This window comes from Rhizobium sp. MHM7A (assembly GCF_005862215.1).
GTDB lineage: Bacteria > Pseudomonadota > Alphaproteobacteria > Rhizobiales > Rhizobiaceae > Rhizobium > Rhizobium bangladeshense.
In genome coordinates this window covers 199,056-223,150 of the sequence record NZ_VCHT01000004.1, presented here as the reverse complement: position 1 = coordinate 223,150, position 24,095 = coordinate 199,056, and the positions used below count along the sequence as shown (strand labels likewise).

At 59.2% G+C, this 24,095-nt stretch carries 25 protein-coding genes, 1 tRNA gene and 2 pseudogenes; 17 read left to right on the top strand and 11 right to left on the bottom strand.

The annotated features are described in order from the left end of the window. The first annotated feature begins 128 nt into the window (after positions 1-128). From FFR93_RS17345 to FFR93_RS17330, 4 genes are all read left to right on the top strand, one after another. A complete protein-coding gene (locus tag FFR93_RS17345; protein ID WP_064709052.1) occupies positions 129-599 on the top strand; it encodes a RidA family protein in 471 nt (156 codons plus the stop codon). Continuing rightward, complete coding sequence (locus tag FFR93_RS17340) at positions 596-1,315, top strand: glycerophosphodiester phosphodiesterase (RefSeq protein ID WP_064709053.1); 720 nt, start codon at positions 596-598, stop codon at positions 1,313-1,315. The genes FFR93_RS17345 and FFR93_RS17340 overlap by 4 nt, the downstream gene beginning before the upstream one ends. A 76-nt stretch (positions 1,316-1,391) precedes the next feature. Then, positions 1,392-2,582, top strand: a complete 1,191-nt coding sequence (locus FFR93_RS17335) for a GNAT family N-acetyltransferase (RefSeq protein WP_064709054.1) — start codon at positions 1,392-1,394, stop codon at positions 2,580-2,582. Between the two features lie 54 nt (positions 2,583-2,636). Continuing rightward, the gene (locus tag FFR93_RS17330; RefSeq protein ID WP_064709055.1) at positions 2,637-3,062 is read left to right on the top strand and encodes an HIT family protein; all 426 of its coding nucleotides are present in this window, start codon (positions 2,637-2,639) and stop codon (positions 3,060-3,062) included. A gap of 75 nt (positions 3,063-3,137) precedes the next feature. Here FFR93_RS17330 and clpA read toward each other — a convergent pair whose 3' ends face one another. The 6 genes from clpA to FFR93_RS17300 form a co-directional block, all read right to left on the bottom strand. Further along, positions 3,138-5,627: an ATP-dependent Clp protease ATP-binding subunit ClpA gene (gene clpA / locus FFR93_RS17325; protein ID WP_064709056.1), complete on the bottom strand. Its 2,490-nt coding sequence runs from the start codon at positions 5,625-5,627 to the stop codon at positions 3,138-3,140. Between the two features lie 10 nt (positions 5,628-5,637). Further along, positions 5,638-5,991, bottom strand: coding sequence for an ATP-dependent Clp protease adapter ClpS (gene clpS / locus FFR93_RS17320; RefSeq protein WP_008526939.1), 354 nt, complete (start codon positions 5,989-5,991; stop codon positions 5,638-5,640). Positions 5,992-6,264: 273 nt separating this feature from the next. Further along, positions 6,265-6,636 (bottom strand): phasin family protein, encoded by a 372-nt coding sequence (locus tag FFR93_RS17315; RefSeq protein ID WP_138394138.1) that lies wholly within the window; start codon positions 6,634-6,636, stop codon positions 6,265-6,267. A 272-nt stretch (positions 6,637-6,908) separates the two neighbouring features. After that, a complete protein-coding gene (locus tag FFR93_RS17310) occupies positions 6,909-7,112 on the bottom strand; it encodes a DUF3126 family protein (protein WP_008526943.1) in 204 nt (67 codons plus the stop codon). Between the two features lie 130 nt (positions 7,113-7,242). Beyond that, the gene (cysE, locus tag FFR93_RS17305; RefSeq protein WP_064709189.1) at positions 7,243-8,076 is read right to left on the bottom strand and encodes a serine O-acetyltransferase; all 834 of its coding nucleotides are present in this window, start codon (positions 8,074-8,076) and stop codon (positions 7,243-7,245) included. A gap of 129 nt (positions 8,077-8,205) precedes the next feature. Next, entirely contained in the window at positions 8,206-8,991 is a 786-nt protein-coding gene (locus tag FFR93_RS17300; protein ID WP_064709058.1) for an alpha/beta fold hydrolase, read from the bottom strand. A gap of 155 nt (positions 8,992-9,146) precedes the next feature. On the opposite strand from FFR93_RS17300, the gene FFR93_RS17295 reads away from it, so the two are divergent. Next, complete coding sequence (locus FFR93_RS17295; RefSeq protein ID WP_011425183.1) at positions 9,147-9,392, top strand: zinc-finger domain-containing protein; 246 nt, start codon at positions 9,147-9,149, stop codon at positions 9,390-9,392. A 28-nt stretch (positions 9,393-9,420) separates the two neighbouring features. Further along, positions 9,421-10,575: an FAD-dependent monooxygenase gene (locus FFR93_RS17290; RefSeq protein WP_138394137.1), complete on the top strand. Its 1,155-nt coding sequence runs from the start codon at positions 9,421-9,423 to the stop codon at positions 10,573-10,575. A 143-nt stretch (positions 10,576-10,718) separates the two neighbouring features. On the opposite strand, the gene FFR93_RS17285 is transcribed toward FFR93_RS17290, so the two are convergent. Next, positions 10,719-11,909, bottom strand: a complete 1,191-nt coding sequence (locus FFR93_RS17285; RefSeq protein WP_138394136.1) for a cystathionine beta-lyase — start codon at positions 11,907-11,909, stop codon at positions 10,719-10,721. A 346-nt stretch (positions 11,910-12,255) separates the two neighbouring features. Between FFR93_RS17285 and FFR93_RS17280 the strand changes: the two genes are divergently transcribed. From FFR93_RS17280 to FFR93_RS17265, 4 genes are all read left to right on the top strand, one after another. Beyond that, positions 12,256-13,281 carry an amino acid ABC transporter substrate-binding protein gene (locus tag FFR93_RS17280; RefSeq protein ID WP_138394135.1) on the top strand — a complete coding sequence of 342 codons (1,026 nt, stop codon included), beginning with the start codon at positions 12,256-12,258 and terminating at the stop codon, positions 13,279-13,281. 95 nt (positions 13,282-13,376) lie between these two features. Then, entirely contained in the window at positions 13,377-14,579 is a 1,203-nt protein-coding gene (locus FFR93_RS17275; protein ID WP_138394134.1) for an amino acid ABC transporter permease, read from the top strand. Between the two features lies 1 nt (position 14,580). Further along, positions 14,581-15,726 (top strand): amino acid ABC transporter permease, encoded by a 1,146-nt coding sequence (locus FFR93_RS17270; RefSeq protein ID WP_138394133.1) that lies wholly within the window; start codon positions 14,581-14,583, stop codon positions 15,724-15,726. A gap of 18 nt (positions 15,727-15,744) precedes the next feature. Further along, positions 15,745-16,518: an amino acid ABC transporter ATP-binding protein gene (locus FFR93_RS17265; protein WP_064709064.1), complete on the top strand. Its 774-nt coding sequence runs from the start codon at positions 15,745-15,747 to the stop codon at positions 16,516-16,518. Between the two features lie 61 nt (positions 16,519-16,579). On the opposite strand, the pseudogene FFR93_RS41495 reads toward FFR93_RS17265, so the two are convergent. Further along, positions 16,580-16,949: pseudogene (locus FFR93_RS41495) on the bottom strand (hypothetical protein); the annotation flags it as partial. A 244-nt stretch (positions 16,950-17,193) separates the two neighbouring features. On the opposite strand from FFR93_RS41495, the gene FFR93_RS17260 reads away from it, so the two are divergent. The 3 genes from FFR93_RS17260 (at position 17,194) to FFR93_RS41490 (ending at position 18,426) form a co-directional block, all read left to right on the top strand. Next, entirely contained in the window at positions 17,194-17,634 is a 441-nt protein-coding gene (locus tag FFR93_RS17260; protein ID WP_138394132.1) for a DUF3597 domain-containing protein, read from the top strand. Positions 17,635-17,776: 142 nt separating this feature from the next. Continuing rightward, on the top strand, positions 17,777-18,088 hold the full coding sequence (locus FFR93_RS17255) for a hypothetical protein (RefSeq protein WP_082928134.1): 312 nt from the start codon (positions 17,777-17,779) through the stop codon (positions 18,086-18,088). A 158-nt stretch (positions 18,089-18,246) separates the two neighbouring features. After that, complete coding sequence (locus tag FFR93_RS41490; RefSeq protein WP_246661331.1) at positions 18,247-18,426, top strand: hypothetical protein; 180 nt, start codon at positions 18,247-18,249, stop codon at positions 18,424-18,426. A gap of 116 nt (positions 18,427-18,542) precedes the next feature. Here the strand turns inward: FFR93_RS41490 and FFR93_RS41485 are convergent, their stop codons facing one another. Together FFR93_RS41485 and FFR93_RS42065 are read right to left on the bottom strand one after the other, a co-directional pair. Continuing rightward, on the bottom strand, positions 18,543-18,680 hold the full coding sequence (locus FFR93_RS41485; RefSeq protein WP_246661330.1) for a hypothetical protein: 138 nt from the start codon (positions 18,678-18,680) through the stop codon (positions 18,543-18,545). A gap of 607 nt (positions 18,681-19,287) precedes the next feature. After that, a pseudogene (locus tag FFR93_RS42065) lies at positions 19,288-19,488 on the bottom strand (NADH dehydrogenase ubiquinone Fe-S protein 4); the annotation flags it as partial. On the opposite strand from FFR93_RS42065, the gene FFR93_RS41920 reads away from it, so the two are divergent. Beyond that, entirely contained in the window at positions 19,432-19,563 is a 132-nt protein-coding gene (locus FFR93_RS41920; RefSeq protein WP_281407906.1) for a hypothetical protein, read from the top strand. The pseudogene FFR93_RS42065 and the gene FFR93_RS41920 overlap by 57 nt on opposite strands. Positions 19,564-19,870: 307 nt before the next feature. Beyond that, the gene (locus FFR93_RS17235; protein ID WP_138394130.1) at positions 19,871-22,021 is read left to right on the top strand and encodes a choice-of-anchor Q domain-containing protein; all 2,151 of its coding nucleotides are present in this window, start codon (positions 19,871-19,873) and stop codon (positions 22,019-22,021) included. A 618-nt stretch (positions 22,022-22,639) separates the two neighbouring features. On the opposite strand, the gene FFR93_RS40930 is transcribed toward FFR93_RS17235, so the two are convergent. Continuing rightward, positions 22,640-22,709, bottom strand: a tRNA-Arg gene (locus FFR93_RS40930). 140 nt (positions 22,710-22,849) lie between these two features. On the opposite strand from FFR93_RS40930, the gene FFR93_RS41475 reads away from it, so the two are divergent. After that, the gene (locus FFR93_RS41475) at positions 22,850-23,464 is read left to right on the top strand and encodes an Arm DNA-binding domain-containing protein (RefSeq protein WP_246661329.1); all 615 of its coding nucleotides are present in this window, start codon (positions 22,850-22,852) and stop codon (positions 23,462-23,464) included. A gap of 20 nt (positions 23,465-23,484) precedes the next feature. Then, on the top strand, positions 23,485-24,090 hold the full coding sequence (locus FFR93_RS41470) for a site-specific integrase (RefSeq protein ID WP_246661328.1): 606 nt from the start codon (positions 23,485-23,487) through the stop codon (positions 24,088-24,090). Positions 24,091-24,095: the final 5 nt, after the last annotated feature.

Genomic DNA, 24,095 nt, shown 5'->3' with positions numbered 1-24,095 from the left:
TCCTGTTGGATTCGGCCGCGATGTTATAAGAACGCTTTCGGCCAAATCGAGGCTCGAACCTGTCATATTAAAGATTCTAGTCTTGATGCATAATTTTTGAAACATTGACAACAAAAGCGGAGACGAAAATGTCAGATGAAATTGCAGCGCGTCTGAGTGAGATGGGGATAACTTTGCCCGAAGCTGCGGCGCCCGCCGCAAATTACGTTCCCTATGTCATCAGCGGCAATCTGCTCTACATCTCCGGCCAGCTGCCGCTCGAAGGCGGCAAGGTTGCCATATCCGGCCATCTCGGCAAGACGATCGACGTTGCGACTGGCCAGCGCGGCGCCGAACTCTGCGCCATCAACATCCTTGCCCAGGCGAAGGCTGCACTTGGCGGCGATCTTGGCCGCATCCGGCGCGTCATCAAGCTGAACGGCTTCGTCGCCTCGGCTCCCGACTTTGTCGAGCAGCATCTCGTCATCAACGGCGCCTCGAACCTGATCGCCGGCGTACTCGGCGAAGTTGGCAAACATGCACGCGCTGCCGTCGGCATGGCCGCTCTTCCGCTGAACGCCGCCGTCGAGATCGACGCTATCATGGAAATCGCAGAATGACCAATGCAGACTGGATCAAGGACGTGCCAGTCGCCCATCGCGGCTATCACGACCTCAACAGGCTTGTCTGGGAAAATACGCTTTCGGCCTTTTCGCGCGCTGTCGAAGCCGGCTTTGCGATCGAATGCGACCTTCACTACGCCTCCGACGCGGTGCCGATCATCTTCCACGACGAGGACCTCAAGCGTCTGTGCAATCTCAACGGCGACATCCGCGAGCGCACCTCCCGAGAACTCGGGCTGATCGCCATCGGAGGCACGGGCGACAAGGTGCCGACGCTCCGCCAGCTCCTCGATCTCGTCCAGGGCAAGGTACCGCTGGTGCTGGAGCTGAAGGGCCGTGAGGCCGACGACGAAGGTTTCGCCGAATCCGTGATCGAAGTGCTCGAAGGCTATGAGGGCAAGGTTGCGCTGATGAGCTTCGACCACTGGCTGCTGCGCGATCTGAAAGCGCTCGGCTCGCCCTACCCGATCGGATTGACGGCGGAAGGCAACACGCGGGAGGCGTTCAGGTTACATGCGGAGGCAATGGAGATCGGCCTCGATTTCATCTCCTATTATTATGGTGACCTGCCGAATGCCTTCATCACAGGCGAACGCGAAAAGGGCATTCCGGTGATCACCTGGACGGTGCGTGACGAAGAGGCGCGCCGTCGCACTTTCGCCAATGCAGACCAGATGACCTTCGAAGGCTTCGATCCGCGCATGGCCGTTTGACGCTCGCTTTTTGGCCAAGATCATGCGCAGACTGAGGCAGAGCCGAACCGTCCCCCACAGGCTTCGCATTTGCCCCATGACAGATGAACTATCCATTCGAGTAGAACGCTCCTTCACCGCGATTTCCCCGGAGAGCTGGTCCAGGCTTTCCGGGGCGTCGAAGGCTTGCAGCACACTTGCGTACAACCCATTTGTTTCGCACGCTTTTTTATCATCGCTGGAAGAATCCGGCTCTGCCACGGCCGAAACGGGTTGGCTCGGCCATCACCTGTTACTCGAGACAGATCGCGGCGAACTGATCGGCGCCCTGCCCGGCTACCTCAAAAGCCACAGCCAGGGCGAATATGTCTTCGACCACGGCTGGGCCGACGCTTTCGAGCGGGCTGGCGGGCGCTATTATCCCAAGCTGCAGTGCTCGATCCCGTTCACGCCGGCGACCGGGCCGCGTCTCCTTGTCGCCGAGGGGCTGCAACGGCTACCGATCCAGAGCGCGATCGCCGAAAGCCTGAAGGAGATCGTGCGCCGGCTCGGCATCTCCTCGGCACATATCACCTTCGTGCCGGACGAGGAGATCGGCGTCTTCGAAATGGACGGCTATCTGCACCGTACCGACCAGCAGTTTCATTTCATAAATGCCGGTTATGCCAATCACGACGAATTTCTGGAGACGCTCGCTTCGCGCAAACGCAAGGCGTTGCGCAAGGAGCGCCGCGCCGCGCTCGAAAACGACATCAGCATCGACTGGCTGACCGGGCGCGACCTGACAGAGCGGATCTGGGACCAGTTCTTCAAGTTCTACATGGATACCGGCGGCCGCAAGTGGGGCCGGCCTTATCTTACCCGCAAGTTCTACTCGCTGATTGGCGAACGCATGGCCGACGATATCCTGCTCGTCATGGCCAAGCGCGAGGGCCGCTATATTGCCGGCGCGATCAACTTCATCGGCGGCAATACGCTCTACGGCCGTCACTGGGGCTGCATCGAGGACCACCCCTTCCTGCATTTCGAGGTCTGCTATCACCAGGCGATCGACTTCGCCCTTTCCAAAGGTCTGAAGCGCGTCGAAGCCGGCGCGCAGGGCGAACACAAGCTAGCGCGCGGCTACCTGCCGGTGACGACGCATTCCGCTCATTATGTCGCCCATGCCGGGCTCCGCAGGGCGATCGGCGACTATCTCGCGCGCGAGCGTGCCGATGTCGAACAGATGGGTGAGCTTCTGAGCGAGCACAGCCCTTTCCGCAAAGGCGAACGCCTGCAGGAGGATTGACGCCGCCCCGGCGAGCGCGCTACCCGATCAATTGGAACGTGAGGAGATTTCGCGATGACCAGCGCCTATGACGATAACAATATCTTCGCCAAGATCCTGCGCGGCGAAATTCCCTCGCACCGGATCTACGAGGACCAGTATACGGTCGCCTTCATGGATGTGATGCCGCAGGCGCCGGGCCATGTACTGGTCGTTCCGAAGGCGCCTTCCCGCAACATTCTCGATGCCGATCCGACTACCCTCACCCAGGCCATCACCGTTGTCCAGAAGGTCGCCAACGCGGTCAAGGACGTCTTCGACGCCGATGGTGTGTTCATCGCCCAATTCAACGAACCGGCGGCCGGACAAACGGTGTTCCATCTGCATTTCCACGTCATTCCCCGCCATGAGGGCACGGCGCTCAGGCCACATTCCGGCAAGATGGAGGACGGCGCCGTTCTTGCCGCGCATGCTGAAAAACTTCGGGCCGCGCTGGCGTAACGCGGATCGCTGCCAGCACGGGAAACGAAAAAGGCCGCGGGTGACGCGGCCTTTTCCAAATTCGGTGACGAGGTCTTACTTCCTGCGCGGAACCTTGGGAACCGCGCTTCCCTTCTTCGGAGCGTCGCGGACCTCGGGCTCGGCCCGCGGAACCGTCTTGGCACGGGTCTTGCGAGTCGTCTTCGTTTTCAGCTCGCCGTCATCCTCATCGTCGGCTTCGGGATGCACGACCTCGGCTTCCGGCTTCGGCTTGATCGGCGCCGTATCCGGAATGGCCTCCAGCAGGATGCCGGGCTTGCCATCTTCCTTCGGGCCGACGGTGACGTTGACAACGCCGCCCTTCTTCAGCTTGCCGAAGAGGATTTCGTTGGCGAGCGGCTTCTTGATCGTGTCCTGGATCACGCGAGCCAGCGGGCGGGCGCCCATCTTCTCGTCGTAACCCTTTTCGGCGAGCCAAGCGATCGCGTCCTCATGCAGGTCGAAGGTGACGTTCCTTTCGGAAAGCTGGGCCTCCAGTTGCATGATGAACTTCTGCACGACCTTGTGGATAACCGCCGTTGGCAGGGCCGCGAAGGGAATGATCGCGTCGAGTCGGTTGCGGAACTCCGGCGTGAAAAGACGGGTCAGCGCCTCCTCGTCCTCGCCCGTGCGCTTGGACGAGCCGAAGCCGATTGCGGCCTTGGCCATTTCGGAAGCGCCCGCATTCGTCGTCATGATCAGGATGACGTTGCGGAAGTCGATCTTCTTGCCGTTATGGTCGGTCAGCGTGCCGTGGTCCATCACCTGCAGCAGGATATTGTAGATATCCGGATGCGCCTTCTCGATTTCGTCGAGCAGGACCACGCAATGCGGATGCTGATCCACGCCATCGGTCAGAAGACCGCCCTGGTCGAAACCAACATAGCCGGGAGGTGCGCCGAGCAGACGGGAAACCGTATGCCGCTCCATATATTCCGACATGTCGAAGCGCAGGAGCTCGACGCCGAGTGACGAAGCAAGCTGCTTTGCCACTTCGGTCTTGCCTACACCGGTCGGACCGGAGAAGACATAGGCGCCAATCGGCTTGTTCGGCTCGCGAAGACCGGCACGCGCCAGCTTGATTGAGGTCGAAAGAGCTTCGATAGCAATATCCTGGCCGTAGACGACCGAGCGCAGTTCCTGCTCGAGATTGGCAAGAACCGCCTCGTCGTCCTTGGAGACGGTCTTGGGCGGGATGCGCGCCATCGTGGCTATCGTCGCTTCGATCTCCTTTTCGGTGATCAGCTTGCGGCGCTTCGAGGGCGGCAGAAGCATCTGGGCCGCACCCGTTTCGTCGATCACGTCGATTGCCTTGTCCGGCAGCTTGCGGTCGGAGATGTAGCGAGCCGACAGCTCGACGGCCGACTTGATGGCGTCGTTCGAGTAGCGCAGGTGGTGATATTCTTCGAAATAGGGCTTCAGGCCCTTCATGATCTCGATCGCATCATTGATCGAGGGCTCGCTGACGTCGATCTTCTGGAAACGGCGGACCAGCGCCCGGTCCTTCTCGAAGAACTGGCGGTATTCCTTGTAGGTGGTCGAACCGATGCAGCGGATGGCGCCTGATGACAGCGCGGGCTTCAGCAGGTTCGATGCATCCATCGCCCCGCCGGATGTGGCGCCGGCGCCAATCACCGTATGGATCTCGTCGATGAACAGCACGGCACCCGGATATTCTTCCAGTTCCTTGACGACCTGCTTCAGGCGCTCTTCGAAATCGCCGCGGTAGCGTGTGCCGGCGAGCAGCGTGCCCATGTCGAGCGAGAAGATCGTCGCATCGGCAAGCGCCTCGGGCACCTTGCCTTCGACGATGCGCTTGGCAAGACCTTCGGCGATCGCCGTCTTGCCGACGCCGGGATCACCGACATAGAGCGGATTGTTCTTCGAACGGCGGCACAGGATCTGGATGGTGCGGCTCACCTCGGCATGACGGCCGATCAGTGGGTCGATCTTGCCGCCCTTGGCCTTCTCGTTGAGATTGACGCAATAGGCCTTGAGCGCATCCTGCTGCTTCTTCGGGCCGCCCTCTTCCTCGCCGCCGCGCGCCGTCGGCTTGCTTTCGGCCTCCTCCTCGGCGCCGCGGGGGGTGCGGGCCTCCGAGGCGCCCGGCCGCTTGCCGATGCCATGGGAGATATAGTTGACGGCATCATAGCGGGTCATCTCCTGCTCCTGCAGGAAATAGGCGGCGTGGCTTTCGCGCTCGGCGAAGATCGCTACGAGCACGTTGGCGCCGGTCACTTCTTCGCGCCCGGATGACTGCACGTGGATGACCGCGCGCTGGATTACGCGCTGGAAGCCGGAGGTCGGCTTGGAATCCTCGTCGTAACCGGTGATCAGATTGGAGAGTTCATTATCGACATATTCGACGAGCGTCTTGCGCAGCGCGTCGAGATCGACATTGCAGGCACCCATGACCGCGGCCGCATCGGCATCGTCGATCAGGGCGAGCAGCAGATGCTCGAGCGTCGCATATTCATGATGCCGCTCGTTGGCAAAGGTCAGTGCCTGATGGAGCGCCTTCTCTAAGCTAGGCGAAAATGTTGGCACGTTCAGATCCTCACTTCTTTTCCATGACGCATTGCAGCGGATGCTGGTGCTGCCGGGCGAAGTCCATCACCTGGCTGACCTTCGTTTCCGCTACCTCGTATGTGAATATTCCGCACTCGCCGACGCCGTGATTATGGACATGGAGCATGATGCGGGTGGCACTTTCACGGTCCTTCTGAAAAAAACGCTCCAGAATGTGAATGACGAATTCCATGGGCGTATAGTCATCATTCAAAAGCAGCACGCGATAGAGGTTGGGCTTCTTGGTCTTCGGCTTGGTGCGCGTGATGACCGAGGTTCCGCGATTTCCGTTGTCCCCGTTCCTTTCGCTGTCGTTCTGCATCCGGATCGGCTTTGCGATCATTGTCATTCATTCCTCGATCAATCCGACGGAGCATGGGAGGGTGCTTTTCGCCGAATATCTGAAACACTAACTTAGTTCATAATAGGCCGATTTTAAGCCCCCTGTCAGACACTGCAATCAAGAAATGCCGGCATGCACGGGAAAGACCAAAAAAGTCCCCGGCCGATCCATGCAGCGCTGCGGCGAAAGCGGAAGCAAAAAAAGACCGGCTACAAATGCGTAGCCGGTCTTGGCATTTCAATACGTAGCGCAGGTTGCGCTACCGAAATCAATTCATGCGGCGGCGGGCGTTGCCGGCGGCGCCTGCCGGGTCGTCTTGGCGACGGCAGCGGCGATCGGAGCCTCGTAAGGCTTATAGGCGGACTTGGCGAGATCGGCGTACATTTCGCCGAGCTTCGTCGCTTCGGAAACGAAGCTCTCATAGCTCGACTTGACATAGCTCGTCTGCAGCTCGAAAGCGGCCTCGAAGCTCCTGACGCCCGCCAGCGTTTCGAAATGCGTTACCGCATCCTGAAAGGACTTCTTCGAATATTCAGCAGCTTCGGCGGCGATCGCCTGAAAGCCCTTGGCCGTGTCAGAATAGGTTCTCAGCGCCGTGTCGACGGCTTCCTTGCTCTTCTTGTTGGCTTCGTCAAAGTTGAACATGGCCGTCCTCCGTTGGGCTGTTGGATGGCGGCAGGGTAGCCGCAACGCACAAATAGTCAAGTAGTCTTGTGCGGCGCAAAACATCCAAAGGTTGTGTTACAGCAATAAGACAAAGCCAACGCGCCGGTGAACGTACGTCTTTAACGGTTTTTGCTAATATATATCACAACTCCACAACCAAGCGTTTTAAAAAAAATTTGATTCGTCAGCAAAAAAACAAAAAAAGACCGGGCGGATGGCACCGCCCGGTCCACTTCAAGTCTCATGCGCGATCAAAGATCGACGTCGAGGATCGCCATCGAAAAGTTGTAGGAGCGATCGCCGTCTTCGTCGTCGACATAGACGACGCCCAGAAATTCTTCGCCGAGATAGACTTCCGCAGAATCATTCTTGCGCGGACGTGCCTTGACGACAATCTGCGGGTTGAGCGTACGTTTGAAGTAGGCGTCGAGCTTCTTGATTTCTTCTGGCTTCACTCTGTCATCTCCGTAAGCGGTCTTGATTGGCCGCTTCTTGCACACGAAACGCAGCGGTGTAAAGGCAAGGTTGCCACTTCAGCCTGTCGCCGCCCGGTTCCTGCCAACCTTCCCTAACCTCTACTAGCGCTCAGATATCCGCGCCAATGACCTGGTCCATATTGCGCGACGGCTCGGAACAACCGGCCTCGCCCACGACCTTGGCGGGAACGCCTGCGACCGTCTTCTTCGGCGGCACCGCTTTCAGCACCACCGAACCTGCGGCAACGCGCGAGCAGTAACCGATCTCGATATTGCCGAGGATCTTGGCGCCGGCGCCAATCATGACGCCGCTGCCGATCTTCGGGTGGCGATCGGCGCCCTCCTTGCCGGTGCCGCCGAGCGTCACACCGTGCAGGATCGAGACATTGTCGCCGATGACCGCGGTCTCGCCGACGACGAGGCCGGTGGCGTGATCAAGGAAGATGCCCTTGCCGATACGCGCGGCCGGATTGATATCGGTCTGGAATACGCTGGAGGAACGGCTCTGCAGATAGAGTGCAAAATCACGCCGGCCGCGGTTCAGCAGCCAGTGGGCTAGACGATGCGTCTGCAGCGCATGGAATCCCTTGAAATAAAGCACCGCCTCCATGAAACGCAGGCAGGCCGGATCGCGGTCATAGATCGCCTGGATATCGACGCGAAGAATGGAGCTCCACTCCGGCCAATCGAGGAGCATTTCTTCGAAGGTCTGACGCAGCAGGTTCGCCTGCATATCGGGATGGTCGAGACGTTCGCAGATGCGGTGGATGACGCATTCCTCGAGCGAATGGTAATTGATAACCGTTGAGTAGAGGAAGGCGGCGAGAACCGGGTCCTTTTCGGCGGCGATGCGTGCTTCCTCGCGCAGGCTGTCCCAAATGGGATCCATCACCTTCAGCGGATGGCCAGTCTCAAAAGCACGAATATCTGTCTTGGCGACCATCGCCGCTCTCCTCGTTGCCAGCCGGAATGCCGTCTTCGGATTGCCAGTTATATAGTGGAAAAAGCCAATAACATAAATGGGTGCCGTCACCATGGTTTTTTAGCATGGTTTTTCGGCATCACGATGATGTCACCCCTCGGCGACCCTTGCGTAGAAGGCCAGCACTGCCTGCTTGAAAACCTTGTCACCCACGGCGAGCATATGATCGCGCCCAGGAATATCGAGCGCTTCGGCTTCGGGCATCAGAGCAGCCAGTTCCTGCGGCGAGCCGGCGATGTCGTCCTTCGTGCCGACGCCGATCAGGGCCGGCATGTCGAGCTTGCCCATGTCCGAGCGCGCGACGAGGTCGCGCGAGCCGCGAATGCAGGCGGCAAGCGCAGTGCGGTCGCTCTTCGTCTGATCGGCGAAGGCGCGGAACATGCGGCCGCGGTCATGCGTCACGACCTCCAGCGACGGTGCTAGCAGCGCATCGGCGATCGGGTCCCAGTCGCCGACGCCATCGGTCATGCCGATGCCGAGGCCCCCGAGCACCAGAGAGCGGACCCGGTGCGGATTGGCAAGCGCTGCAAAAACGGAAATGCGTGCCCCCATCGAATAGCCCATGAGATTGGCATCAGGGATGCCGAGATGGTCGAGCAAGGCGATCGCGTCGCCGGCCATGACCCAAGGGCGATAGGCCTCGGCGTCGTGCGGCTTGTCGCTTGCGCCATGGCCGCGATTGTCGACAGCGATCACCCGGTAGCCGGCATCACCCAGCGTCTTCAGCCAGCCCGGATGCACCCAGTTGACGTTCGCCGTCGAGGCAAAGCCATGGATCAACAAGACAGGCACGCCGGAAGGGTCGCCCTCGTCAAAAAAAGCGATCTTCAATCCGTCATGGGTGAAGCTTGAAAATGCAGGTGTATTCAGGTTCATCGGGCCTTCCTTTTGGCGCGACCATAGTCGAGCCGCCTCGCGGCGGGAAGTCAAAACTGTGGGTAAAAACTGTGCCGGGCGCGGCGCTTTGGCTCTACACATTTAGGGCGAAGGCTTATAAGGTTCGCGCACTTGCAAAGCATTCGGAGAGCGACATGGCCGGCCACAACATTCCTCACTTCCAGAACGACGGCGGTCATCGCGTCATCGAAGTCGGCGTCAAAGAATTCATGTGCACCGGCGCTTCGGTTCCTTTCGACCACCCGCATATCTTCATCGACATGGGCGACGACAACGAGAAGGTCTGCTCCTACTGCTCGACGCTTTACCGCTATAATGCGTCTCTCAAGCCGAGCCAGACCAATCCGGCCGGATGCGTTTTCCACGTGAAGGCGGCGTAAACCGTCCAGAATCCGGATCGGACTGATAATGCCGGTCGAACATGCCGCCATCATCGGCGCCGGCATTGCCGGCCTGACCGTTGCCCTTGCACTTTCGCGCCGGGGCATCAGCTCCGAGATTTTCGAGCAGACGGATGAACTCGCCGAAGTCGGTGCCGGATTGCAGCTTTCGCCGAACGCCTCCCGAATCCTGGCAGAACTCGGCGTCCTCGAGGAACTTTCAAAAGTCTGGCTCGAACCGGAAGCGATCCGGCTGATGTCAGGCGGTTCGCTGCGCCAGCTTGCAGCCGTGCCGGCAGGCAAATTCGCGCGGCAGCGCTGGGGGGCACCCTATGGCGTGCTGCATCGCGCCACATTGCAGACTGCGCTTTTGGCTGCGGTCGAAGCCGACCCGCTCTGCCGGCTTCATCTGGGGGTGCGGGTGGAATCGAGCTCGCCGCCTGTCGAACGAACTGCCGATATCGTCATCGGCGCGGACGGCGTCTGGTCGAAGCTCCGGCAGTCCGTGCCCGGCAGCCCCTTGCCGCGGTTTTCCGGCAATATCGCCTACCGCTTTACCATTGCCGAAGATGAGGCGCCGGGCTTCCTCGACCGAACAAGCGTTTCGGCTTTCCTCGGCGGCTCGGCGCATCTCGTCTGCTATCCGCTGAAAGAGACCGGCAGTATCAATATGGTGGCGATCACCGCCGGCAATGCCGCGCCGCGGGCCTGGGGAAGCGAGCCGACGGCAGAGCAGCGTGCGCGGCTGCGGGCGCAGCTTTCGGGCTGGAACAGCGCGATCGTGTCGATGCTCGAAAAGCAGCGGAAGCTGACCTTCTGGCCGCTCTTCGAAACCACATCGGGCGCGTGGCAGGACGGCCGAAGGACGGTTCTGATCGGCGACGCCGCGCATGCGATGATGCCCTTTGCCGCCCAGGGAGCGGCCATGGCGATCGAAGACGCCTATGAACTTGCCGCTTTTCTTTCGAGTCGGCCGGTGCCGGAAGCATTGGCGCTCTTCGAAAGGCATCGGGCGCCGCGCATTGCAAAGCTTCGTCAGCGCGGCGCCTTCAACAAATTTGCCTATCATGCGAAGGGGCCGATCCGGATCGGCCGAGATCTGGTGCTCGGCCTGAAGCCGCCGCAAAGCCTGGCGGCCGATCTCGACTGGATCTACGGCTACCGGGCCCAGCGCACGCTGTAAGGCGCCGCAAGCAGCCGCAGCGCCCTTATTACCCAAGTCGCGATCTTTCAGATTCGCTCCTTGCGCTTTAGGTGTTCGTTTTACGCATGTCGCTGCCGCAAAACCGCTGCACAGCTTTGCGCGACATGCTTAGTCGCAACTGCTCAGACGGCGTTTGCCGCAGCAAAACCCCGTTCGATATCTGCCTTGAGGTCGGCCACATCTTCAAGGCCGACCTGCAGGCGGATGACCGGCCCCTCCTTCGGGGCCTTGGCGATCTTGCGGTCGTTCAGATTGGCGTGCAGCGCGAGGCTCTCAAAGCCGCCCCAGGAATAGCCGAGACCGAAAATCCTGAGCGCATCGAGAAAGGCATGCGCCCTTGCCCTGAATTTCTGAGGGCTTTCAGCGGCAAGAACGAAGGAAAAGATACCGCTGGCGCCCTTGAAATCACGCTTCCAGATATTGTGAGAGGGGAAACTCGGCAGCGCCGGATGCAGCACGCGGGCGACATCCTCCCTGCCCTCCAGCCATTCGGCGATGTCAAGCGCGCTTTCCCAATGCCGCTCGAGGCGCAGGCCCATGCTGCGCAATCCGCGCAGGATCTGATAGGCGTCGTCTGGCGCGCCGCAGATGCCAAGGGCGCCGTTCGCCTCCTTGAGCCGCTCCCAGTGCTCGGCATTGGCCGATACCGTTCCGAGAAGGATATCGGAATGGCCTGACGGATATTTCGTCGCCGCATGGATGGAGATGTCGACGCCGTGATCGAGCGGCCTGAAATAGAGCGGCGTTGCCCATGTATTGTCCATCATGACCACGGCGCCGTGGCGATGCGCTACTGCGGAGATCGCCGGAATATCCTGCATTTCGAAAGTGTTGGAGCCGGGAGCCTCGGTATGGACGATCTTGGTGTTCGGCCGGAACAGAGCCTCGATGCCGGCGCCGATCGCCGGATCGTAATATTCCACCTCGACGCCGAGGCGCTTCAGCATCGTATCACAGAAATGGCGCGTGGGGCCGTAAACCGAATCGACGACCAGCACATGATCGCCGGCGGCGGCAAAACCCAGGAACGGAATGGTCACAGCCGCCAGCCCAGAAGGCACGAGGATTGTGCCGGCCGAACCCTCGAGTGCGTCGATCGCCTCGCAGAGCGCGTCCGTCGTCGGCGTGCCGCGCGTTCCGTAGGTGTATTTCTGCGAGCGCTTCTCCATCGTCGCCGCATTCGGGAAGAGCACGGTTGAGGCATGCACGACCGGCGGATTGACGAAGCCGTGATAGTCGAAGGGGTCGTTGCCGATATGGGTCAGGCGCGTATTGATGCCGGCGGTCTGCAGCAAGCTGTCTTTGTCTTTCATGTCGGAGATAGCCTTTGGCGAGGGGCGCAAAGCCAGACTTTTGGACGCCTCGGGCAGCCCGGTCAACCCCTCAAAGAGGGATCCCGCAGGTGCTTGGATTTTCGAAATTCGCGTTATTTTTCCGCAGTGAGGCGCCCATTTCCTAGCCAACCGCCTTCGAATGCGGCTCAATTCGGCAAAATTCTGAATTTTGCCGCAATTATTGATCGCGACACTTGACCATGGTGACATTTGCGACTGTGATAGGGTACTCGCGCCGGGAGGGTGTCGAGACGATGGGGGTGGCAGAGTTTTTCCGCCGGAACGCCCCACAAGAAATAATACAACGGAAAAGGTTGGGAAAAAAATGAAGAACAAGCTTCTGTCCGCCGCAATCGGCGCAGCAGTTTTCGCTCTTGGCACCTCGGCTGCTTCGGCCACTACACTCGGCGATGTTAAGGCAAAGGGTTTCATTCAGTGCGGTGTCAACACCGGTCTCGCAGGCTTTGCGGCACCTGACGCTTCCGGCAACTGGGCCGGCTTCGACGTCGATTTCTGCAAGGCCGTCGCTGCGGCCGTCTTTGGCGACCCCACAAAGGTGAAGTTCACCCCGCTGAGCGCCGCCAATCGCTTCCCCGCCCTTCAGTCCGGTGAAATCGACGTGCTCGCCCGCAATACGACCTGGTCGATCAATCGCGATACGGCACTCGGCCTGAATTTCCGTTTCGTCAACTACTATGACGGCCAGGGATTCATGGTGCGCAAGAGCCTGAATGTGAAGTCGGCACTGGAATTGTCCGGCGCATCCGTGTGCGTGCAGTCGGGCACGACCACCGAGCTCAATCTCGCCGACTATTTCAAGGCAAACAACCTTCAGTACAATCCGGTCGTCTTCGAAAAGCTGGACGAGGTCAATGCCGCCTACGATGCCGGTCGTTGCGACGTCTACACAACCGACCAGTCCGGTCTCTACTCATTGCGCCTGACGCTGAAGAACCCGGACGAACACACGATCCTGCCGGAAATCATTTCCAAGGAACCGCTCGCCCCGGCCGTTCGTCAGGGTGACGACCAGTGGTTCGATATCGTCAGCTGGGTTGGCTATGCCATGATCAATGCTGAAGAATTCGGCATCACTCAGGCGAATGTCGACGACATGAAGAACTCGCCGAATCCTGACATCAAGCGCTTCCTCGGCGTCGAGGCCGACACCAAGATCGGCACCGATCTGGGCCTCACCAACGATTGGGCTTACAGCATCGTCAAGAACGTCGGCAATTACGGCGAGGTCTTCGAGCGCAACATCGGCGAGAGCAGCCAGCTCAAGATCGCGCGTGGCCTTAACGCCCTGTGGAACAAGGGCGGCATTCAGTATGCTCCGCCGGTTCGCTGAGCGGCATCAAGTATGAAGCCGGAAAGGCGGGCGACCGCCTTTCCTCCTCCAATAAAAAAGCTCCGAAAAGGAGCATAATGGGGAATTGGCCAAGCATGACCCACCAGGCTTTGGATTCAACACGTTTATCCAGAGGCGGCTGGAGTTTTCAGTCCGTGCTCTACGACCCGACAATTCGGGGCATCTTCTTCCAGGTTCTCACCATCGTACTGCTGGTCGTCTTCGTCTGGTGGGTCGCGCACAACACTGCCGTCAATCTGGCGCGCGCCAACATCGCGTCGGGCTTCGGTTTCCTGAATGGCCGTGCCGGCTTCGAAGTCGGTCAGTCGCTGATTGCCTATTCAAGCGATTCGACTTACGGCCGCGCGCTTGTCGTCGGCCTGCTGAATACGATTCTCATAGCCGTTACTGGCATCATCACCGCCACCATCATCGGCTTCATCATCGGCATCGGACGGCTGTCGCGGAACTGGTTGATTGCCAAGCTGTGCACGGTCTATGTCGAAGTTTTCCGCAATATCCCGCCGCTGCTCGTGATCTTCTTCTGGTATTCGGGCGTTCTGGCGATTCTGCCGAGTGCGCGCGAGTCGCTGCATCTGCCGCTCGGGTCGTATCTGAACAATCGCGGTCTTGCCTTTCCCAAGCCGATTTTCGGTGAAACTTTCTGGCTTGTCGGCGTAGCCTTCATCGTGGCGATCATCGCCGTCATCGCCATGGCCCGATGGGCGCACCGCAGGCAGGCGGCGACGGGCCAGCCGTTCCATACGATCTGGGCGTCGATCGGCCTGCTGATCGGCCTGCCGATTATCGCCTTCCTGCTCGCAGGCGCGCCGCTGTCTTTCGATTATCCGGTCGCGGGCAAGTTCAACCTCACCGGCGGCTCCGTCGTCGGGCCTGAATTCATGTCGCTCTTCCTGGCGCTTTCCTTCTACACCGCGGCCTTCATCGCCGAGATCGTGCGCGCTGGCATTCGCGGTGTGCCGAAGGGACAAACGGAAGCTGCAGCCGCACTTGGGCTTCACCCCTCGTCGATCACCCGGCTCGTTGTCATTCCGCAGGCCTTCCGCATCATCATTCCGCCGCTGAGCAGCCAGTATCTCAATCTGACCAAGAACTCGTCGCTGGCGATCGCCATCGGATTTGCCGATCTCGTCGCCGTCGGCAGCACGACCCTGAACCAGACCGGCCAGGCTGTCGAGGTCATCCTCATTTGGATGGTCATTTACCTCGGCCTCAGTATCGTGACATCGCTGTTTATGAACTGGTTCAATGCCAAGATGGCGCTGGTGGAGAGGTAAGATGAGCAACAGTTTCGTCAGAACCGCCATACTGGCGCCGGAGCCGCCTCCCTCAGGAGAGAAAGGCATGGTCGCTTGGGTTCGCCGCAATCTTCTCGCGACGCCCAAGGACATGATCCTTACCGTGCTGGCGCTTATCTTCGTCGGTTGGGCCCTCCTGCACGCGATCGACTGGCTCTTCGTGCAGGCGGTTTGGAGCGGTCCGGATCGCACCTTCTGCGCCACTGCTGTGCAGGGTGGCATACAGCCAGACAGCTGGAACGGTGCATGCTGGGCCTTCGTCAATGCCAAATTCGACCAGTTCATTTTTGGACGTTATCCGCTCGACGAGCGCTGGCGGCCGACGCTGGTCGGCATTCTTTTCGTACTCCTGTTAGTGCCGATGCTCATCCCTTCGGCACCACGCAAAGGCCTCAACGCGCTCCTGCTCTTCGGCGTGCTACCGATCGTTTCCTTCTTCATGCTCTACGGCGGATTCGGCTTGGAAATCGTCGAGACCCCGCTCTGGGGTGGGCTGCTTGTAACGCTGGTGCTCTCCTTCGTCGGCATCGCTGTCTCCTTTCCGCTCGGCATCATCCTGGCGCTCGGAAGGCGCTCGCAGATGCCGGTCATCCGCACGGTCTGCATCATCTTCATCGAAGTGGTCCGCGGCGTGCCGCTGATTACGGTCCTCTTCATGGCGAGCGTCATGCTGCCGCTTTTCCTGCCGGCCGGCTGGACGGTGGACAAGCTCCTGCGCGCGATCATCGGGGTCTCGATCTTCGCCTCGGCCTACATGGCGGAGGTCGTACGCGGAGGCTTGCAGGCCATTCCCAAGGGGCAGTTCGAGGGAGCGGATTCGCTCGGGTTGGGTTACTGGCAGAAGATGCGGTTGGTCATCATGCCGCAGGCAATCAAGCTGGTGATCCCTGGTATCGTCAACACCTTCATCGGCATGTTCAAGGACACCTCGCTGGTGTCGATCATCAGCATGTTCGACCTTCTCGGCATCGTTCGCCTCAACTTCGTCGATCCGAATTGGGCGACCGCAGTAACGCCACTGACGGGACTGATATTCGCCGGCTTCGCCTTCTGGCTTTTCTGCTTCGGCATGTCGCGCTATTCAGCGTTCATCGAACGTCACCTCGACACCGGCCACAAACGATAAAAATGAGGGAAAACAATCATGGCTGAAGCTCCAGCAAAAAAACTCACCGTTTCCGCAACGGAAGTGGCGATCGAGATCGTCAACATGAACAAGTGGTACGGCGATTTCCACGTGCTGCGCGACATCAATCTGAAGGTCATGCGCGGCGAGCGCATCGTCATCGCTGGCCCGTCCGGCTCGGGCAAATCGACGATGATCCGCTGCATCAACCGCCTGGAAGAGCATCAGAAGGGGCAGATCATCGTTGACGGCACTGAGCTCACCAATGATCTGAAGAAGATCGATGAAGTCAGGCGCGAAGTCGGCATGGTGTTCCAGCACTTCAACCTCTTCCCGCACCTGACGATCCTCGAAAACTGCACGCTGGCGCCGATCTGGGTGCGCAAGATGCCGAAGAAGCAGGCGGAAGAAATCGCCATGCACTTCCTGAGGCGGGTCAAGATCCCGGAACAGGCCAATAAATATCCGGGCCAGCTTTCTGGCGGCCAACAGCAGCGCGTGGCGATCGCCCGGTCGCTGTGCATGAACCCGAAGATCATGCTGTTCGACGAGCCGACCTCGGCGCTCGACCCGGAAATGATCAAGGAAGTGCTCGACACCATGGTGGGTCTGGCCGAAGAAGGCATGACCATGCTCTGCGTCACACACGAAATGGGCTTTGCCCGCCAGGTCGCCAACCGCGTCATCTTCATGGACCAGGGCCAGATAGTCGAACAGAATTCGCCGGCGGAATTCTTCGACAATCCCCAGCACGAACGCACCAAGCTGTTCCTCAGCCAGATCCTGCACTGAGCCCCGGAACTGAACCTGTCAAAGACCCGCCGCCCCTTTCGGTTCGGCGGGCCTTTCATGTTCAACGAGAGACTGTCGCCTGCAGCAGATTACAGAGCCAGACCGGAGTCGGAACCGCCCGATCCGGAATTATCGGCGCAACGGACGAGCATCTTTCGCCGCTGGTCGGCAGGCATGCTGCGGAAGGCTTCGAGTGTGCACACCTCAGCCGCATCGGCGGCGCGCGTCGCTGCCGCTTCGCCTCTACCGTTCACACGGCCGATGGCCAGCTTGGCGTTGACGCCGTTGCCGCCGCCAATCGAAGCTGTGGCGTCGGCATCACCCCGGTGGGAACCGCCGACACGTGCATTGAGATCGGCATTGACGCGGCGGTCGCCGCCGGCATTGGCGGCTGCATCGGCGTTGACGCCGTTCGGGCCGCCGAGGGATGCGCCGGGCGTGTGAAGGATTGGCGAGTGTTTCCTCTCGTTGCGTTGGGAGCCGGCGCCATGGCGGAGAATGATCCCGCCTCGTTATCGCCGTTAAGCGGCCGCGAGCGACTGTACCAAAAGCGGTCATGTCGGCTCTCCGTTCTCGACGCGAGCCCGCAAAAATAAACCTCCCCTCTTCTGGATATGCCCATTGCGAATTCCATGTTCCAGCATGTTCTCATTTATTGACAGTGGAGGTTCGAGAATGGGCATTTTCGACAAAATCAAACATGCAATCTTCGGAGAAGCGAAGGCAGCCGAACCCGTTGCCGGGAGCGCGCCGAACATAGAACCGGCACAAGCGCCTGCCTCACCGTCGGCCGCGCCCAGCCCGGCGCCTGCGGCCTCTCCCGCCCAAGGCAAGCCGCCCGCAAGCCCAGCCGCGGCGACAGTCGACATCGTGCCCATCCTCGACGCTGCCGCGAAGAAGAGCGGCCAGAAACTCGATTGGCGTCACTCGATCGTCGACCTGATGAAAGCGGTCGGGATGGACGCGAGCCTGGCTGAGCGCAAGGAACTCGCCGCTGAACTCGGCTATACCGGCGATACCAATGATTCCGCAAAAACGAATATGTGGCTGCACAAGGCGCTGATGAAGCGGCTTTCGGAAAATGGCGGCAAGGTGCCGGCCGATCTCCTGGACTGATCCCGATCCGTTGCTGACGAATGGCTGCCGCCATTTGCGGCGGCAGCCATTCGGCCATGTCTTAAGCCTTGCTCGCAGGCGCTGGAACCAATAACGTCCGGGCAGATAACTCCAATTATTCGATCTAGGAGAGATAAATCCAATGCGATTGATGGCAGTTGTTGGTGTTGTGCTTAGCTTGGGCTGTATTTCGGCCGCAGAATCTCCTTCAAACTATCAATCCTACAGCGGCATTCGGGTCGATACCGACCCGGTCCTCCTCGCCCGATACGACAAAGCGCTCGGGCGGTGCGTGCCAGAGGCCGGTTCATGGCGACGCGGCTCGCCGGACCCGAGAAGCCTCCATTACAACGCGGCGCTCAGAAATTGTCTCTATCGACGCGGCTTCGTCGACAGAGGCGTCTATGCCTACCCCATCCCCGAAGTTTACTTCCAGCATTTCCTGGATCGCTGAGAAGAAGCGACCGGCTCTAAACTGCCATGGAACGTCAAAGGCTGGGATAAACCGGTCATTTGGCGAAGGCTTCTCGATTGGCGGCTGCCACATTGTCAGCTGCGCGACCATGGCTGGCGGTTTGCCGTCTGGCAATTGCCGCAGCGATGAGCAGCCGAATGAATCTCGATGAGGGGCGGTGGATGACGGGAACCTTACCCGACGGTCGACACCGCGTGTACTTTCATGTCATCTCGAACTTCGCGGAACTTGTCGCCGTCGATTCGATAAAATGGCAGCTTGGCTTCTCGCCCTTGCCGGCAGAACAGGCTTTATCGCCCTTGAAGGTGAGTTTTTGATTTAACGTCGATCGTCTTGCCGCCGACATCTCGGCTTTACCGGTGATGGTGCCGTTGTTCCAACTCCAAACGAATTCGGCCGGTCACAAGCTTTTCCAGATCGAGAATTGCTACCGTCACAAGCCTGCCGTCAGCAAAAGCTTTGAGCTCGTCCATCTTAACCTTTTAGCCCCCGCAGGAAGATCAACGGCGTAGTCGTTCATCGGATGAAGCAGAAATGCAGCAGCGCCGATGCGTGAAAAATTCGTTTTCATACTCGCCTCCAAAGAACTGAAAGGGAGGGTATACGCCAGCTGCGGCATCAACATCCCACCTATTGTAGGTAGGAAAAGTATAGCGCTGGTTGAAACGTATCTAATCCCAGGCGGTTTCAACCTTTCGGCGATATCACCAGAATTTCTGTCATTTTCTTTTCCGCGTCACGCCAGTCGAAAGAAACGTCCCGCGTCGATTACTGGACAGCATTTAATAATATTATTCTCGTCGGCGCTGCATTAATAAACATTCCATAAAACTGCCCTCCACCTGCGTGCAGAGATGCCAAACCAGCCGAGATCGTCATGGCTCCGGCATTAGAAAGACCATCTGCGAATGAGATGATCTTCCATTCGCCATAGAACAACTTCGAGGGTGAGTGCCATTGAGCAGTCGCCGCCGTGCCACTCAATGTGCCGTCGAAGAGACCGCGCCGGAATTGGGTGCGGCCGTCTCGTTGGCAGATTGGCTGTGCGAGCGAATCTTCTTTACGATCTAGGCGATAGGAGCCCGAACCGCAGATGATTGGCCTGCTGGCGCTGTCCGGGGCGGCAAGGTTTGGCATCGAAATTGTTCGAGATAGGCCACTACGTTGGCAGTGTCTTACGGCGCAAGCCACACGTATTCGATGACGTTGCGCCGCGCATAGGCCTCCGCCGGAGCCTGCGTTTCGAAGGTGAATTTCACCTGATGGCATGTGCCGGCGGAAGAGGTGTAACCCGTCGCCGAGTGGGTCTTACGCGGCGACTCATGGTCGAATTCAAGAACTCAGAGAGGGGTGTTGGCCCTGTCATTGCCGTTGCGAATAGTGCGATCGTTAAGGCGAAGCTGCCAAAAATTGAAAAATTCAGAAAAATTGATGATCCCGCCTTGGCGGCATGATTCCAGCCACGTTCATCAGGTTTTCCTAACCTTTTCAATGGGCGGGTGTCGCTTTAGTTGCAGAAAGAACAATTCGCGGAAAGCGAGATATATATTTTGTCCCAATTTGGGCGAATCGGATTTCCGCAAATATTTCAAAATGTAACTTGGGGGTGATACGGATATTGTGGCAGCAATATGGCTATTGTTCTCAAGTACTTACTGTTTCTGTGCTGTTGCGCCCTTCAGAACGTCGGCCTATAAACCCCGCCGCAACACATGATTAACTACAAAATATTAGACAACGCTGAAGTTGAGGAACAGAACCATGACAACATACTACGTAGCTTCGAGCAGCAGCGGCGGGAACGGCAGTGCCTCCTCTCCTTTTCGCACGATCAGCGACGCGATGGCGGCGGACCTTAAGCCCGGCGACGAGGTCGTGGTGAAGGCAGGCACCTACAACGAGGCCATCAACATCGACAAGGACGGCTCGGCTGCAGGCAACATCACGCTGCGCTCGGAAGTGCCCGGCGGGGCACTGATCCGGCCGCCCGAGGGCTCCTGGAACGCGATCAGTGTCAACGCCAACTACGTGGTCGTTAACGGCTTTGACATCGGCGGCGCCAACGGCGACGGCATCGAAGCGAACAATGTCCACCACGTCCAGATCCTCAATAACAAGGTCCACGGCAGCGGGGAGTCGGGCATCCAGTTCAACCAGTCGGACTTCATCCGCATCGAAGGCAACGAGACCTACAATAACGCGTCGACAGGCTGGTTCTCGGGCATCTCGATCTACCAGAACCGGAACATCACCGGCGATACCTCGACGGACGGCTACCGGACGATCGTGCGGAACAACATCTCGCATGACAACGTCACAAAGGCCGGTGAGCACACCGATGGCAACGGCATCATCATCGACGATTTCCAGAGCACCCAGACGAGCGGTTATCCGAACTACACGTTTAAGACCCTGGTCGAGAACAACCTCGTCTACGAGAACGGCGGCAAAGGCATTCAGGTTACCTGGAGCGACTCCGTCACGGTGAAAAACAACACCGCCTACCACAACAACCAGGACCCGCTGAATACCGGCACCTGGAGGGGCGAACTCAGCAACTCGGCGTCGAGCAACAACACCTGGGTCAACAACGTCGCCGTAGCGGATCCCTCGCTGAACCAGAATAATACAGCGATCGACAACACCTCGACCGACAGCTACTCCAACGACAACGTCGTCTGGGCCAACAACATCACTTACAACGGCACGGCCGGCCAGGCCTCGGTCAAGACCGACGGCGGCAACGCGATGCCGAGCGCGGCGAGCGGCAACAAGCTCGGCGTCGACCCGAAATTCGTGGGGGCATCGAGCGACGACTTCCACCTCGCCTCCGGCTCGGCGGCGATCGACAGCGGAACCAGCAAGTACGGCGTCAGCTCGGTCGATCTGGACGGCGACGCTCGCGTCGTAGGAACTGTCGATATGGGTGCTTACGAATCCGGCTCCGCCCCGGTATCGGGAACGCCGTCGGCGCCGACGCAACCGACAACGCCAACCGCGCCGACGGAACCGACGACGCCAACCGCGCCGACGGAACCGACAACGCCAACCACGCCGACGCAGCCGACAACGCCAACCGCGCCGACGGAACCGACAACACCAACCACGCCGACGCAGCCGACAACGCCGACCGCGCCGACGAAGCAATTCATCGGCACCGATGGCAACGACGTCCTGCCGCATACCGGTCAGTCCAACGGCGGCAGCGAAACCTTCAAGGGTCTCGGCGGTCGTGACGTGTTGAAAGGCGGCGCCGGTGCGGACGTGCTCGACGGCGGTTATGGCAATGACACAGCCAGCTATGCGGGCTCCGGGGCGGTCAAAGTCAATTTGGCGACTGGGACCGCATCGGGCGGGCATGCCACCGGTGACAAGTTCGTCAGCATCGAAAACCTGACTGGCTCCAGCTACAACGACGTGCTGACCGGCGGCAATGGTGGCAGCAACGTTCTGCGTGGCGGGGCTGGCGCGGACAAGCTGGATGGCGGCGCCGGCGGGGATAAGCTGTTCGGCGGTGCCGGCGGGGACGTCATCATTGGTGGCGCCGGAAAGGACGTCATGGCCGGCGGCGCCAGCTCGGATACGTTTGCCTTCAAGACACCGACGGAGACCGGGTCGGGCTGGAACCGCGACGTCATCACCGACTTTCAGCACGGCGTCGATAAGATCGACCTCTCGGCGATAGATGCGAATGGCTCTGCGCAGGGCAATGGAACCTTCCATTTTCAGGCGCAGGAGAATGCCCTGTTCGATAAGAAGGCTGGCGCGCTTGCCTGGCACTACGATGACAGGGCTGGATCCGATCACGATGCTACCATTGTCCAGGCAGACCTGAATGGCGACGGCGTTCATGATTTCGAAATCCAATTACAGGGCCTCGTCCACCTAGGGGCAGGCGATCTAATCCTGTAACTATGTGAGTTGCGGCGGTCGTCCGATCGCCGCAACAATCATGCTAACAATCCGGAAATATGTCGATCGTGGAGTGTAACCCGCCACGTGGCGCGCAAACTTCGGCGACTTCAGCGCGTGGATGAGCAAGCCGGGAGGGCATGGCCCGAGTGGCGATCTCATCCGCGCGCTGAAATTTTTATTGGGCGTCAGCCGCCTGTCCGGTGCAGCTGTGCGCGAGGCAATAGCGGTCACCGTTCATCGTGAGGGGTTGACCTGGATGCAGACTGCAAAGCGCCGGTCAGGCGCTCGGATCCAGGTCTCTGTCCATTCGTCGAACGGAAGGTTGCCTGGTGAGCAGGCGGCACCTCGATCAGTCGAAGAATAATCCCGCACCCGTCTTGCAGGTTGTCTCCGTTTCCAGACGCAGCTGGGCGGCTGCAAGCTGCTGATCGTCGACGAGCTTGGAATTCCAATTGATCAGCGAGATGATGGGCCCTGTGATGGTTTGGTCGCGGAAGGTCCAGCCGCTGTTCTCAATTCTTCTCTAGGGGACGCCCGTCCGACAGCCGTACACGTAATAGCCGGACGACGCCGAACGGTGCGCCGCTGACCGGGCATTTCAAGTCGTTGAATTTGTGGCGACCCCTGCAGGAATCGAACCTGCGACAACCTGCTTAGAAGGCAGGTGATTCCTGCTAACTCCGCCAATCAAACGCTATCAACAGATATCACTAAATCCGCTTAAATCCAGGCCTTGCAGGGCATGTGATCAATCGTGATAATAACAATCGCAATCACGACCTATCACCCCTCCGACGTTACCCCGTCGTTACCCTGGAAAATCAGATGGCAAAGGCCCTTACCGTCCGCGCGATCGAGGCACTGAAAAAGCCGGACGTTCGCAAAGAGATTCCCGACGGGGGCCTGCCGGGTCTTTACTTGGTCGTTCAGCCCTCGGGAATGATGAGCTGGGCCATCCGCTACAGGTTCGACGGGAAGCCGAAGAAGTTTACGATAGGTCCCCTGCCCCTCTTTCCATTGGCGAAGGCCCGTGAGGAAGCTTCGAAGCTATTGCGTGGTGTCTCCGAGGGCAGAGATCCCGCGGCAGCCAAAGCATCCCAAAAGACGCTCAAGCTCGACATTGTTGACGATGCGATCGACGAGTTTATCAAGCGATACGTCGAGAAGAAAAACCGATCCTCGACGATCAAGGAGCGGAAGCGTCTCTTCGATAAGGACTTCCGGCCGAAGTTCGGCAAGAGAAGAATGAAGAGCCTTACTAGGCAGGAGATTGCCGTTCATCTGGACGAGGTGGCCGAGCGGGCGCCTATCGTTGCGAACCGGCTTCTTTCGCTGCTCAGGAAGTTCTTCAACTGGGCTGTTCAGCGCGACATCATCGACAGCTCGCCGATGGAAAAGAAAATCGACAAGCCAAGCGAGGAGACCACGATAGAATCCTGACAGACAATGAAATCAGGCTCGTGTGGCTTGCTTCTGAAAAGCTCGGTTATCCCTTCGGACCAATGGTCCGGCTCCTGCTGCTTACAGCGCAGCGGCGCAGCGAGGTGTCGGGGGCGCAATGGCCAGAAATGCATCTCTCGGGGAACGATCAGCAATGGATCATCCCGCCGGAACGGTCGAAGAACGGTAAGGAGCATTTTGTCGCCCTTGCGGCCGAAGCAATCCGAGAAATTGAAGCTCTGCCAAAGGTCCGACCCGCCGAGGACGAAGAGCCCGTTTTCCTTTTCACGACAACGGGCGTGACGAAAGTCTCTGGCTACGGTCGAGCCAAGAAGAACCTCGACGCAGAAATGCTCAAATTAGCCAAAGAAGAGGCAAAGGCGGCGGGACGCTCGGCGGATAAGCTGGAACTCGAAGCCTGGACATTTCACGATCTAAGACGCACCGCGGCGAGTGGCATGGCCCGGCTGGGTGTTCCCGTTCATGTCGTTGAAGCAGTGATCAACCATCGGTCAGGATCAATCAAAGGCGTAGCGGCCGTCTATAATCGCTACGACTATGCCGAGGAAAAGCGCCGGGCGCTGATCGCCTGGGCGAGTCATGTTAAACAAGTGACGGAATCCTAATTCTT